The organism is Bradyrhizobium sp. NP1 (assembly GCF_030378205.1).
In the GTDB taxonomy this organism is placed as follows: Bacteria; Pseudomonadota; Alphaproteobacteria; order Rhizobiales; family Xanthobacteraceae; genus Bradyrhizobium.
This window is the reverse complement of the sequence record NZ_CP127385.1, coordinates 7161389-7174546: the sequence shown is the minus strand read 5'-3', so window position 1 is coordinate 7174546 and position 13158 is coordinate 7161389. Positions and strand designations below refer to the sequence as shown.

At 64.9% G+C, this 13158-nt stretch carries 11 protein-coding genes; 4 read left to right on the top strand and 7 right to left on the bottom strand.

The window, feature by feature from the left end:
* The first annotated feature begins 8 nt into the window (after positions 1-8).
* Together QOU61_RS34655 and QOU61_RS34650 are read left to right on the top strand one after the other, a co-directional pair.
* Entirely contained in the window at positions 9-1790 is a 1782-nt protein-coding gene (locus QOU61_RS34655; RefSeq protein WP_289655662.1) for an acyl-CoA dehydrogenase family protein, read from the top strand.
* 69 nt (positions 1791-1859) lie between these two features.
* A complete protein-coding gene (locus QOU61_RS34650) occupies positions 1860-2948 on the top strand; it encodes a Zn-dependent alcohol dehydrogenase (RefSeq protein WP_289655661.1) in 1089 nt (362 codons plus the stop codon).
* 112 nt (positions 2949-3060) lie between these two features.
* Here the strand turns inward: QOU61_RS34650 and QOU61_RS34645 are convergent, their stop codons facing one another.
* The 7 genes from QOU61_RS34645 to QOU61_RS34615 all read right to left on the bottom strand — a co-directional run bounded on the left by QOU61_RS34645 (position 3061) and on the right by QOU61_RS34615 (position 11447).
* Positions 3061-3414 carry a nuclear transport factor 2 family protein gene (locus tag QOU61_RS34645; protein WP_289655660.1) on the bottom strand — a complete coding sequence of 118 codons (354 nt, stop codon included), beginning with the start codon at positions 3412-3414 and terminating at the stop codon, positions 3061-3063.
* A 98-nt stretch (positions 3415-3512) separates the two neighbouring features.
* Entirely contained in the window at positions 3513-4985 is a 1473-nt protein-coding gene (locus QOU61_RS34640; RefSeq protein WP_289655659.1) for an amidase, read from the bottom strand.
* Positions 4986-5102: 117 nt separating this feature from the next.
* Positions 5103-5951, bottom strand: coding sequence for a hypothetical protein (locus QOU61_RS34635; RefSeq protein ID WP_289655658.1), 849 nt, complete (start codon positions 5949-5951; stop codon positions 5103-5105).
* 15 nt (positions 5952-5966) lie between these two features.
* A complete protein-coding gene (gene mbfA / locus QOU61_RS34630) occupies positions 5967-6938 on the bottom strand; it encodes an iron exporter MbfA (protein ID WP_289655657.1) in 972 nt (323 codons plus the stop codon).
* Between the two features lie 197 nt (positions 6939-7135).
* The gene (locus QOU61_RS34625; RefSeq protein ID WP_289655656.1) at positions 7136-8293 is read right to left on the bottom strand and encodes an alpha/beta fold hydrolase; all 1158 of its coding nucleotides are present in this window, start codon (positions 8291-8293) and stop codon (positions 7136-7138) included.
* A 234-nt stretch (positions 8294-8527) separates the two neighbouring features.
* Positions 8528-10078 carry an acyl-CoA synthetase gene (locus QOU61_RS34620; protein ID WP_289655655.1) on the bottom strand — a complete coding sequence of 517 codons (1551 nt, stop codon included), beginning with the start codon at positions 10076-10078 and terminating at the stop codon, positions 8528-8530.
* A 196-nt stretch (positions 10079-10274) separates the two neighbouring features.
* Positions 10275-11447, bottom strand: coding sequence for an acetyl-CoA C-acetyltransferase (locus QOU61_RS34615; RefSeq protein ID WP_289655654.1), 1173 nt, complete (start codon positions 11445-11447; stop codon positions 10275-10277).
* Between the two features lie 145 nt (positions 11448-11592).
* Here QOU61_RS34615 and QOU61_RS34610 point away from each other — a divergent pair, with 145 nt between their 5' ends.
* Both QOU61_RS34610 and QOU61_RS34605 read left to right on the top strand, forming a co-directional pair.
* The gene (locus tag QOU61_RS34610) at positions 11593-12282 is read left to right on the top strand and encodes a TetR family transcriptional regulator (protein ID WP_289655653.1); all 690 of its coding nucleotides are present in this window, start codon (positions 11593-11595) and stop codon (positions 12280-12282) included.
* A 93-nt stretch (positions 12283-12375) separates the two neighbouring features.
* Positions 12376-13134, top strand: a complete 759-nt coding sequence (locus QOU61_RS34605) for an SDR family NAD(P)-dependent oxidoreductase (protein ID WP_289655652.1) — start codon at positions 12376-12378, stop codon at positions 13132-13134.
* The last annotated feature ends 24 nt before the right edge of the window (positions 13135-13158 follow it).

The window sequence follows — 13158 nt, the reverse complement described above, 5'->3', positions numbered from 1 at the left end:
GGTTTTCAATGCAGCCGCTCAAAGCTGATCGCAGCGCCGCTATGGCCACGCCATCCGGACTGCTCGCGCCGGACACGTCGGGAATGAATTTCTACCGCGCCGATCCGGCGCTGACGGATCTGCTGCGCATTCACCTCTCCGAGGCAATATTCAACCATATCGAGCCGCATCTCGATCGCCTCGGCGGACTCGCCGGCGGTTTTCTCGACGAATGCGCGCGGCTCGCCGACCACCATCCGCCGGTTCTGCATCAGCGCGACCGCTTCGGCCGCGACGTGCAAGGAATCGAATATCATCCCGCCTACCGCGAGCTGGAGAAGGCCGCCTTCGGCGAGTTCGGCATCCATGCGATGTCGATCCGCAAGGGCATACTGGGCTGGCCGGACAAATATCCTGTGGTGGCAAAACACGCCTTCACCTTCCTGTTCAACCAGACCGAATTCGGCCTCGGCTGCCCGATCAACGTCACCGATGGCTGCGCCAAGCTGCTTTCGAATTTCGGCAGCGAGGCGCTGAAGGCGAAATATCTCGACGGCCTGACCCAGACCGACATGGCGAAGCTGACCCAGGGCGGCCAGTTCATGACCGAGAAGGAGGGCGGTTCCGACGTCGGCACGCTCACCACGAAAGCGGTGAAGGAAGGCGACCACTGGCGGCTTTACGGCGAGAAGTGGTTCTGCTCCAACGCCGATGCCAAGGTCGTGATGCTGCTGGCGCGGCCGGAGGGCGCCGAAGGCGGCACGCGCGGCGTCGGCTTGTTCCTGATGCCGCGTTTCCTCGACGAGGGCGCGCAGAACCACTACCGGATCGTGCGCCTCAAGGACAAGCTCGGCACGCGCTCGATGGCATCAGGCGAGATCAAGCTCGAAGGTGCGATTGCCTATGCGGTCGGCCGGCTCGACCGCGGCTTCGTGCAGATGGCCGAGATGGTGAATTCCTCGCGCCTCTCCAACGGCGTGAAGTCGACCGCGCTGATGCGGCGCGCCTGTCACGACGCGATGACGGTCGCGACAAACCGCGTCGTGTTCGGTCGCCGCATCATCGACCTGCCGCTCGGCCGCCGCCAGCTCCTGAAGATCATGTTGCCGACCGAGCAGGGCCTGTCGCTGAGTTTTCTCACGGCCGACGCGCTCGACCGCGCCGAAGCCGGCAGTCAGGACGCCGCCGCGCTGCTGCGCATCCTGACGCCGACGCTGAAATTCCGCGCCACGCGCGATGCACGCAAGGTTTGCGGCGATGCGCTCGAGATGCGCGGCGGCATCGGCTATATCGAGGAATTCGCCACCGCGCGGCTGTTGCGCGACGCCCATCTCGGCTCGATCTGGGAAGGCACCGGCAACATCGTCGCGCTCGATGCGTTGAAGCGCGCGGTCGGCCGCCATGGCGCGGAAAGCGCGCTCGCCGCCGATCTGCATGCGCGGCTCGACGACAGTGCGGATGTGCCCGTCGCCTGGCGCGACCGGCTGCGCGGGCTCACCGACCGCGCGGTGGAGTTTGCCCGCGCGGTCGCGGGCCGCGCCGACAATGAGGCCGAGGCGCGCCGCGCCACCAGCCTGCTCTATCATGTCGCAAGCGCGGTGGCGTTTTCGTGGGAAGCCAACCGCATCCATGCCAGGCGTGGCGACGCGCGCCGGCTGTTGTTGTCGCGGCTCGCCGTCGATCATCGGCTCGGGTCCGGCGATCCGTTCCGGCTTGCGGAAAATAGCACGCAAGGAGCGATCGAGGATCTCCTGCTTGGCGCGCGCGCGGCCGGCATGGCCGAGGTTGGCGAACTGGTCTGTGCGGCGTAAGCTCGCTGCCGGCGCACAGCGCTGGTCAAGAGCAGGAAGTTCAAAAGCAAGAAGTCAGAGGGAAGCGCAATGAAGGCCGCCGTCCTGCATGAAGTCAACAAGCCCCTGGTGATCGAGGATGTCAGCCTGCCCAATCCCGGTCCACGCGAAGTCTTGATCCGCACCGCGGTCGCTGGTCTCTGTCATTCGGATCTGCACTTCATGGAAGGACTTTATCCGCATCCTCTGCCGGCGGTGCTCGGCCATGAGTCCGCCGGCGTGGTCGAGAAGGTCGGCTCCGACGTCAACTACGTGAAGCCGGGCGACCATGTCGTCACCTGTCTCTCGGTGTTCTGCGGCACCTGCGACAACTGCACCACCGGGCGCACGGTGCTGTGCACGGACACGACGGTGAAGATGCTGCCGGGCCAGTCCAACCGCCTGTCGTGGGGCCGGCCGGAAAAGCTGCACCAGTTCCTCAATCTGTCGTCCTTCGCCGAGCAGATGCTGGTGCACGAGAACGCGATCGTGAAAATCCGGAAGGACATGCCGCTCGACCTCGCCGCGCTGATCGGCTGCGGCGTCATCACCGGCTATGGCGCGGTGGTCAACACGGCCAAGGTGACGGCGGGCGAGACCGTCGCCGTGATCGGCTGCGGCGGCGTCGGCATGGCGGCGATTAACGGCGCGCAGATCGCGGGCGCTGGCCGCGTCATCGCGATCGACACCAATCCCGCAAAGCTTCAGCTTGCGACCAAGTTAGGGGCCACCGATATCGTCGACCCCAAAAACGGCGACGTGGTGCAGCAGGTGCGCGAACTCACGGGCGGCGGCGTGCACCATTCCTTCGAGGTGCTGGGGCGCAAGGAGACCGCGGAGCAGGCCTTTGCGATGCTGGCGCCCGGCGGCACCGCCACCATCGTCGGCATGATCCCGTTCGGCCAGAAGATCGAGCTGCACGGCTTCGACTTCCTGCGCGAGCGCAAGATCCAGGGCTCGTCGATGGGCTCCAACCATTTCCGCGTCGACATGCCCCGCCTGGTCGATTTCTACCTGCGCGGCAGGCTGCATCTCGAGGACTGGATCTCGGCCAAGCTGAAGCTGCCCGAGATCAACGAGGGCTTTGCCAGCATGAAGGCGGGCAAGACGCTGCGCAGCGTCATCATGTTTGACGCGTAGATTGTGCTCAAGTTGTCATGCCCGGGCTTGACCCGGGCATCCATCCAGCTTCCAGGACGTCTTGCCTTCAATGATGGATTGCCGGGTCAAGCCCGGCAATGACAACCTGTCCTCACCGCGCCACGTGCGCTGACACCGCGAGCCACTTTCCGTTCTGCCTCGCCCAGCAGTCGGTGTAGCGGCCGGAGGCCCGCTCGCCGTCAGGCATCGTGTAGCTGGTGGAGGCGTGAATGATCGCGAAGTCGCCGAGCACGCGGATCTTGACGTCTTCGGCCTTCAGATTCCGGATCTTCACCGGGATCGCGGTCTGCTTCAGGAAGGCGGCGCGGTCGACCAGCGTCTTGTCGGGATTGGTGCAATAAAAGTCCTGCGCAAGGATTTCGTCGAAGCGCCTGACGTCCGAATTCTGCACCGAGTTGACGTAGTCGGTGTTGAGCTGCGTCAGCTCGCTGATGTCCTTGTCCATGGGTTGCTCCCGTTGACCTTCGATGCGGCGCAGCCGAAATCATGTCAGCAGCTGGCAGCAGAACTGCCGGGATGCCGCGCCGCGCCTTGGCGAGCAAGTTAGTCATCGAACATCGGCGGCGCAATGAAGCCGCCGACTTCGCGCTCGATCAGTTCGGCAAGCTTGAGCGGCGTGCGGTCCTCGAGCCATGGGCCGACGATCTGCACGCCGATCGGCAGTCCCCCGCGCGATAGCCCGAGCGGGATTGCGGTCGCTGGCAGGCCGGGCAGCGTCGCGATGCCGGGCCACGCTAGCTGGTCAGGATAGGAATGGGCCTCGCCGTCGATCATGATGCGGCGCTGCTCCTGGTCCTGCGAATGATCGTGCGGATAGGCTGGCGTCGGCATGATGGGACAGATCACGGCGTCGAAGCTCTTGAAAAGCTCGCGCCATTGCGCGCGCAGCCGTGTGCGGCCGCCGCTCGCAGCCACCCAGTCACGATGGCTGAGCGCGATGCCGCGGAGACGTTCCGCGCGCAGGCTCATGTCGTCGGCTGCAAGCTGCGCGGCGGAAGCCTGTGCGCCGGCGTAGATTTCCGGCGGGAAGCTCGCGCTCAGCAGCGACATCAGAAGCCGCATATAGAGCCGCGATGAGGCCGCGAAATCCGGCAACAGCGGGCTCTGCCGCGCCACATACGCGCCGGCCTGGACGAGGGTGGTTGCCAGGTTCTCGATGCCGGCACGGATGTCCTTGTCGGTCGGCAGGAGAGGATCGCTGTCGATGAGCAGGATGCGGAAGTCCTTCAGCGCGGCATGCCGCGGCGGCGGCAGGGCCAGCGAATAGGCCTTGCCGGCCTCGAGCGGGTCCGGCGCCGCCATCACGTCAAGCAGAGGCGAAAGGTCGGCGGCGCAGCGCGCCATCGGCCCGGTCACTGCGAGATCGCGATCGAACGGCAACGGCGGCAGCGGCGGCGGCGTGTGGCCGCGGCTCGGCACCAGGGCGAACGTCGGCTTGTGCGCATAGACGCCGCAATGAAACGCCGGCACGCGCAACGAGCCGCCGATATCGGAGCCGAGCGACAGCGGGCCATAACCTGCGGCAAGCGCGGCCGACGATCCGCCGGACGAGCCGCCCGGCGTGCGGCCGAGATCGAACGGGTTGTTGGTGGTGCCGTAGATGTCGTTGTAGCTCTGCCAGTCGCCAAGCCCGACCGGCACGTTGGTCTTGCCGAGGATCACGCCGCCGGCCTCCTTGACCCTGACGATCGCGAGCGCGTCCTCCTTCGCGATGAAATCCTTTTGCGGCACGAAGCCCCAGGTCGTGTGCAGCCCCGCGACGTTGTAGGATTCCTTCACGGTCAGGGGGATGCCGAGCAGCGGCTTGTTCTCGCCGCGTGCCAGCGCGGCGTCCGCAGCGCGCGCCGCCTCCAGCGCACGGTCGAAATCACGCACGCAGATCGCATTGATCTTGCCGTCATGGCGCTCGATGCGGGCGATCGCGTCCTGCGCCAGCTCGACGGCGGAGGCTTTTCTCGCCTTCAGGGCCGCCGACAATTCGACCGCGGTTGCAAAACTCCATTGTGACTTGGCCAAGACGACCCCCGCTTTCCGTTTCCCGATGCCAGTGAATGATGATCAGTTTGGCGCGAGCGGGCAAGATGCGGCTTGATCGCGGTTGCTACACGAAAAAATTATCGCCTGACCGTGCAGTCACCAGGTCCGCTGTGTCGACCGTGACATCGGGTTGACCGGTCCGCTCGCGGTGCGTTCGCTGGTGCTGCTGCCGGGCACCGGAAAGGCATATCCGAGGATGGTCTTGACGACCCAGCGGTCGGAAGACGGGGTCAGGCCATAACCGACGCCGAAATTCACGTCGACGACGCCGAGCTTGAAGTCGGTCACCGCGAACAGGGTGTGCTGCTGCTCGGAGACCGCCTTGAAGTCGCCGATCTTGCCGAAGTCGCCGTAATATTCGAAACCGGCATAGAGGTCCTCGCCGAACTTGCGGGCAAGCCGCGCCGCCGGCGCGAAGTCGGCCTCGCCGAACCGGCCGAAGCCGATGTCGACGATCGGGTTGACGATGAATTCATACCGCATGTTGCGAACGCCGATGATCGGCCTGATCTCCATGGCCCAGCGCGTCTGGGCAAAGGGCGGTGTCTCGTTGCTGAGCTCGAGATTGACGCCATAGAAGAAGTTGCGCTGGTCGGCGTGCGGCACCACGAACAGCGTGCGGAGCTTGAATGCGTCGGAATAGAACCGTTCGTTCTGCACCGAGAAGGGCAGATAGAGCCCGAGCTCCCACCAGTCGGTGACGCCATAGGCGAATTCGGGCGTGCCGTTGAGGCTGTGGTTGGAGACGAGGCCGCCTGGAAACGGCGGCTCCCTCACGCCGAGCGGAATGTAGTTCAGATGCTGCTGATAGGTGAACTGGCCGACCGCGGCGATGCCGGCATTATAGACCTGGATCTCGTCGGTCGCCTTTGCGGGCTGCGCGAGCGCAAGCCCGGCGCAGGCAGCAAGTCCGGCGAGACGGTAACTCGAACGGCGGTTCGCCATGGCCGCGCCGTGGGTTTATGCCGCGCCGATCAGGATGCCGACCCCGAGCACGATGACGCCGCCGAGCACGATCTGGAATACCGCCTGCAGGAACGGCGTATCCATGTAGCGCGCGCGGATGTAGGCGATCGCCCACAGCTCGAAGAACACGACGACGCCTGCAATTGCGGTCGCGATCCAGAACGCGTTGGCCCAGGAATCCGGCACCAGATAGGGCAGGGTGTGGCCAAGGCCGCCAAGCGTGGTCATCAGGCCGCAGGTCAGCCCGCGCAGCCAGGGCGAGCCGCGGCCGGTGAGCGAACCGTCGTCGGATAAGGCTTCGGCAAAGCCCATGCTGATGCCGGCGCCGATCGAGGCGGCAAGGCCGACGACGAAGGTCTGCCAGTTGTGATGGGTCGCGAATGCCGCCGCAAACAGCGGCGCGAGTGTCGACACCGAGCCGTCCATCAGGCCGGCGAGGCCCGGCTGGACATATTGCAGCACGAACATCCGCCGCCGCGTGCGGTCCTCCTCGGCGCGGACGTCGGGCTTGAGGATCTCGCCGGTGAGTTTCACCGCGAGCCGCTCGTGGCCCTTCTCCTCCTCGGCGAGGTCGCCGAGCAGCCGGCGGACGCCGACGTCCTCCGCCTTCTCGGCCGCTTTGGCGTAGAAGCGCTCGGCCTGCAGCTCCATCGTCTCGACTTCTTTCCGGATGGTGTCGAGCGACAGGTTCTTCGTCAGCCAGATCGGGCGCCGGCGCAGGAAGCCTTTGACGTCTTCACGCCGGATCGGCGGCAGATGCGGCCCGAAGCGCTCCTGATAGAGTTCGAGCAGCCGATGCCGGTGCCCGCGCTCCTCCTCGGCCATCTCCTCGAACACTTTCGCGGTATCGGGGTAGCGTTCCGCAAGGTCCTCAGCGAAGCTCATATAGATGCGGCTGTCTTCCTCTTCCGAGGAGATCGCAACCGCCAGCACTTCGCGTTCGGTCAGGTCGGAGAAATTCTTCACGGCCAGGGCTTTCCAAGCTAATTTAGAATTAGAATAGTTCTAAACTATATAGGGGCTCTGGCTGAACCGGTCAAACCGTTCGCGCGGCAATCCCAGCGGCTTCGAATAGTTGTGAACGGGGAGCCGGGCGGCGGCCCCCGTCCCCTCGAAACTCAGGCGGCAGCTGTCCGTGAACGAGGTCAGGTCGCGGCTTGCGGCTAGCGTGCCGCTGTCGCCTTTCGCAGGAAGTCAAGCAGCAGCAGGCTGACCTTGGCCGGCTGCTCCTGCTGCACCCAGTGGCCCGCGCCATCGACCAGATGGTAGCCGATCATGGCCGTGCATGCGCGCGTCTGCATTGCCTCGAATACGCCCGGCCGCTGATAGGTGCCCCAGTCCTGCTTGCCCGAGATGAAGCACGACGGCACATCGATGGTCCTGCCGGACCAGGTCTGCAGCTCGGCATTGAAGGCGCCCGAGGTGCCGCAGCGATACCATTGCAGGCCGCCCTGGAAGCCGGTGCGCGTATATTCGCTGCTGTAGAAGGCAAGCTCGTCGTCGGGCAGCCAGCGGTTGGCGGCGATCACGGCAGGATCGGGCATTTCCTCCGCCACGGTTTCGGGCATCGTCTTCGCAAGGTCCATCACGTAGTAGGTCGGCAGTGTTGCGAGTTCTTCCGCCGACCATGCTTTCAGCGGATGGGGCTTGTTGGCTTTCCAGTCCGCGCTCTTGTGGTGGTAGTAGGCGCGCAGGAAATCATGCACGCCCTGCGGCGCGCGATGCATGTCCGCGTTCGCCTCGCGCGTCGAATAGTACCAATGGTAGTGCTTGCGCGGCCGCGGCAGCGTGGCGAGCGCGCGATGCACCGGGTCTTCGGCTTGCGGCCTTGTCGGCGCGTCAGCGGTGTTGAACGGCAATGATGGCGGTCCGCCGAACGGCGCGCTCATCATCACGACCGCGCGAAACACGTCGGGCCGGATCAGCGCGCACCAGGCGGCGACCGGGCTGCCGAAATCATGGCCGATCACCGCATCGACCTGGCGATAGCCGAATGCGGAGACGAGCCCGAGCGCGTCGCGCACAAGGTTGGTGAGCCGGAACGGGTGGAGGTCGCCATCATAGTCCGCCTGCCAACCGGTGGTGCGGCCATAGCCGCGCTGGTCCGGCGCGATCACGTGATAGCCGGCTTCCGCGAGCGCCGGCATCACCTTGCGCCAGCTATAGGCCAGTTCCGGAAAACCGTGCAGCAGCAACAGGCACGGCCGGCCTTTGCTTTCAAAACCCGCCTCCAGCACATGCATGCGCAACCCGTTGATGTCTTCGACATAGCGGGAGCGGATCGAAGGGGGAAGCGGGATCGGAGGGAGAGTCGGGGTCATCGTTGCGCTCCGATCCTCATGGTGAGGAGGCGCGTCAGCGCCGTCTCGAATCATGAGGCCAAGGTATTCCTCATCCTTCGAGACGCGCGCAAGGGCGCGCTCCTCAGGATGAGGGCCGCACGCTACACCCTCGCAGCCTTTTTCGGCCAGCCTGTCGGGTAGGCAAAGCGAAGCGTGCCCCCCATTCCGTTCGCTTTGGATCGGTGGGCACGGCGCTATGCGCCTTTGCCCACCCTACGATGTTTGCACCTTCGCCGTCTTCGGCCAATAGCGGTCGCGCAGATGGCGCTTCACCAGCTTGCCCGTCGGCGTGCGCGGCAGCTCCGCCTCGAAATCGATCGAGCGTGGGCATTTGATCGGCGACAGGTGGCTGCGGCAGAACGCGATCAGCTCGGCCTCGAGTTCCTTGCCGGCCTTTGCCATGTCGTGCGGCTGCACCACCGCCTTGACCTCTTCACCCATCTCCTCGTTCGGCACGCCGAACACCGCGACGTCGGCGACATCAGGGTGGGTGATCAGCACGTCCTCGGTCTCCTGCGGATAGATGTTCACCCCGCCGGAGATGATCATGTAGGACTTGCGGTCGGTGAGATAGAGGAAGCCGTCCTTATCGAGATAGCCGACGTCGCCGAGCGTCGACCAGCCTTTCGCGTTATAGGCGCGCTTCGTCTTCTCGGGATCGTTGTGATAGGTGAAGGCCGGCGCGTCCGCGAAATAGACCGTGCCGATCTCGCCCGTCGGCCGCTCCTCGTCGTTCTCGTCGAGGATCTTGATCTTGCCGACCACGGCGCGACCGACCGAGCCGCGATGGTCAAGCCATTGCTGCGCGGTGCAGACGGTGACGCCGTTGCCTTCGGAGCCGGCGTAATACTCGATCAGGATCGGCCCCCACCAGTCGATCATCTTCGCCTTGACCTCGACCGGGCAGGGCGCTGCGGCATGGATCGCGCCCTTCAGCGAGGAGACGTCGTAGCGGTTGCGCACCTCGTCGGGCAGCTTCAGCATGCGCACGAACATAGTCGGCACGAGCTGCGACTGCGTCACCTTGTGTCTTTCGACGAGTTTCAGGAATTCCTCGGCGTCGAAGGACTCCATGATGACGGAGGTGCCGCCGAGGATGGTCGCCATCATGTTGAAGCGCAAGGGAGCCGCGTGATAGAGCGGCGCCGGCGACAGATAGATGCTGTCTTCGCCCATGCCGCACATGTCGGCGCAGAGAATCTTCAGGAACGGGTTCGGCTCATCGATGCGGTTGCCCTGGAATTCCCGCTTGATGCCCTTGGGCCGGCCAGTCGTGCCGGACGAATACAGCATGTCGTAGCCCGCGACCTCGTCTGCGATCGGCGTGGTCGGCTGCACGATGGCTTCCGCATCATAGGAGCGGAAACCGGCGAGAGGCTGGTCCATCATGAAGAACAGCGGCTCGCCCGGCTCCCCCTTGATCAGGCCCTTCACCTGTTCGGCGCATTTCGGCGTCGTGATCACGATCCTCGCGCCGCAATCCTTGACGATATAGGCGATCTCCTCCTGCGTCAGGTAGCGGCTGATCGCGGTGTAGTAGAGGCCTGCGCGCTGCGCCGCCCAGCAGATCTCCATGAAGGCGAGGCGGTTCTCCATCAGAAGCGCGACGTGGTCGCCCGCCTTCAGGCCGAGCGAACGGAACAGATGCGCGCCCTGGTTCGAGAGCTCGTCGAGCTCGCGATAGGTGATCGCCTTGCCGGTTCCGGCCATCCGGTAGGCGACCTTGTCGGGGCTCTTGCGGGCGTGGATGGAAGGGTGGGTCATCGGTCCTCAAGCGTACTGCTTCTTTCACCTCTCCCCGCTTGCGGGGAGAGGTCGGAGGCGGAGCGCAGCGACGGCTCCGGGTGAGGGGGATTTCCTGCAACTTCAATCCGTGGCGAGTGCCCCTCACCCGGTTCGAATTTCGCTTCGCTCATTCCAACCACCCTCTCCCCGCAGGCGGGGAGAGGGTAAGAACGTGCTACAGCCTCTCGACGATCGTCACATTTGCCATGCCGCCGCCTTCGCACATGGTCTGCAGGCCGTAGCGCTTGTTGCGCTGCTTCAGCGCGTTGACCAGCGTCGTCATCAGCTTGGTGCCGGAGCCGCCGAGCGGGTGGCCGAGCGCGATCGCGCCGCCATTGACGTTGAGCCGCGCCGGATCGGCGCCTGTTGTCTTGAGCCAGGCGGTCGGCACCGAGGCAAAGGCCTCGTTGACCTCGAACAGGTCGATGTCGCCGATCTTCATGCCGGCCTTTCTCAGTGCGCGCTCGGTGGCGTGCAGCGGCGCGTCCAGCATGATCACGGGATCGCCGCCCATCATGGTGAGGTGATGGATGCGCGCGAGCGGCTTGGCGCCGAGGGCTTTGAGGCCGCGCTCGTTGACGACCACGACGCCGGAGGCGCCGTCGCAGATCTGGCTGGCGCTTGCCGCCGTCAGCTTGCCGTTCTCGGCGATCAGCTTGACGCCCTTGATGCCGTCGAGGCTGACGTCGAAGCGGATGCCCTCGTCGACGGTATGGGTATCGGTTGAGCCATCCGCCAGCTTGATCGGCACCGGCACGATCTCGTTCTTGAAATGGCCGGCTTGGGTCGCCGCGATCGCGCGCTGATGGCTGTTGTAGGAATATTCGTCGAGCTCGTTCCTTGAGAGGCCGTACTTCTCCGCCATCATCTCCGCGCCGGTGAACTGGCTGAACACGATGTTCGGATAGCGCTGCTCGATACCGGGGCTCTTGTAGTGGCCGAAGCCGTTCTTGGCCGGAAGTTGCGAGGCCAATCCCATCGGCACCCGCGTCATCGATTCCACGCCGGCGGCGATCACGACGTCCATGGTGCCGCTCATCACCGCCTGCGCCGCGAAATGCAGCGCCTGCTGCGAGGAGCCGCACTGCCGGTCGATCGAGGTGCCGGGCACGCTCTCCGGCAGTTTCGAGGCCATGATCGCGTTGCGGGCGATGTTGTTGGACTGCTCGCCGGCCTGCATCACGCAGCCCATGATCACGTCCTCGATCTGATCGGGTGCGGCGCCGGAGCGCTCGACCAGCGCATCCAGCACGGTCGCGGCGAGGTCGGCCGGATGCCAGCCTGCCAGACGTCCTCCCTTGCGGCCGCCTGCCGTGCGCGCGGCGGCAACGATGTAAGCCTCGGCCATTTCCCGATCTCCCTTGCCTGTTCTGGATGGATTGTCGGACACGGGTTTAGCGGATGGTCGATAATTTAGTCAATCATTCAATTAACTCTTGAGTGCGACCCCGGCATGGGCTTATGTGCGGCCCGATTTCCTGCGGCAGAGTGTGATGACACCTCACCCCAATACCATCGCGCCGGCCAGGCTTCCGTCGGCCAAGAACCCGACGGCCGAAAAACTCCTGGTCGCGGCGAGCGGTCTGATGATCGAGCGCTCCTCGATCGAGATCTCGCTTTCCGACATCGCGCAGAAGTCCGGTGTCAACGCCGCGCTGGTGAAATATCACTTTGGCAACAAGGACGGACTGTTGCTGGCGCTGCTGGCGCGCGATGCAGCCAACGAGATCGCCGGTCTCGAATACCTGCTGGCGCAGCCGATCGCGCCGACGGCGAAGCTGCGCCTGCACATTGCCGGCATCATCCGGGCCTACCACCGGTTTCCCTACATGAACCGGCTGATCCATTATCTGCTGCACGAGACCAGCGCCGACGCCGCGAACGAAGTTTCAAAATTCTTCGTCGCGCCCCTGCTCGATTTCCACCGCCGGCTGCTCGCCGAAGGCATTGCCGCCGGCGAATTCCGCGCCATCGATCCGGTGCTGTTCTACACCAGCCTGATCGGCGCCTGCGATCACCTGTTCTTCGGCCGGCACGCGATGTCGCGCGCCACCGGCGTCGGCCCGGTGACCGACGAGGTCTGCCGGCAGTACATCGGCCACATGGAAGCCTTGATCTGCGGCGGCCTGCTGCAGGAGAGAGCGAGTAGCGAATTGGAAAAGCGAACAGTGAGCAGCGAATAGCGAAGGGGCATCGCTCCTGTTCGCTGCTCCCTGTTCGCCATTCGCCAATAGAAAACGCCCGACAATAGAAACGCCCAAGGAGAGGTTCCTACGATGCAGCTGAAAGACGTAGCCGTTCTCATCACCGGTGGCGGTTCGGGGCTTGGCGCCGCGACCGCCCGCGCCATGGCCGCCAAGGGCGCGAAGATCGGCGTGCTCGACCAGAGCAAGGAAAACGCCGAGAAGGTCGCGACTGAGGTGAAGGGTGTTGCCCTTCATGCCGACGTCACCGACGAGGAGCAGGTCAAGGCCGCGATTGCGAAGGCCGAGGGCGCCCACGGCGTCGCGCGCGTCCTGATGAACTGCGCCGGCATCGGCGGTTCGCAACGCATCGTCGGCAAGGACGGCGTCTATCCGCTCGCCAAATTCGCGCGCATCATCAACGTCAATCTGATCGGCACGTTCAACTGCCTGCGCCTGTTCGCCGAGCGCCTCGTCACCGCCGAGCCGATCGGGGAAGAGCGTGGCGTCATCGTCAACACCGCGAGCGTCGCGGCCTATGAGGGTCAGATCGGCCAGATCGCCTATGCGGCCTCGAAAGGCGGCGTGGTCGGGCTGACGCTGCCGGCGGCGCGCGATCTCGCGAGCCAGAAGATCCGCGTCAACACCATCGCGCCCGGCCTGTTCTTCACGCCGCTCCTGATGGGCCTGAGCGAGGAGGCGCGCAAGAGCCTGGGCGCGCAGGTGCCGCATCCGTCGCGGCTTGGCGACGCCGCCGAATACGGCGCGCTCGCAGTCCACATCGTCGAGAACCCGATGCTCAACGGCGAGACCATCCGCCTCGACGGCGCGATCCGCATGGCGCCAAGGTAGTTACTGTCGTCCCGCGAAAGCGGG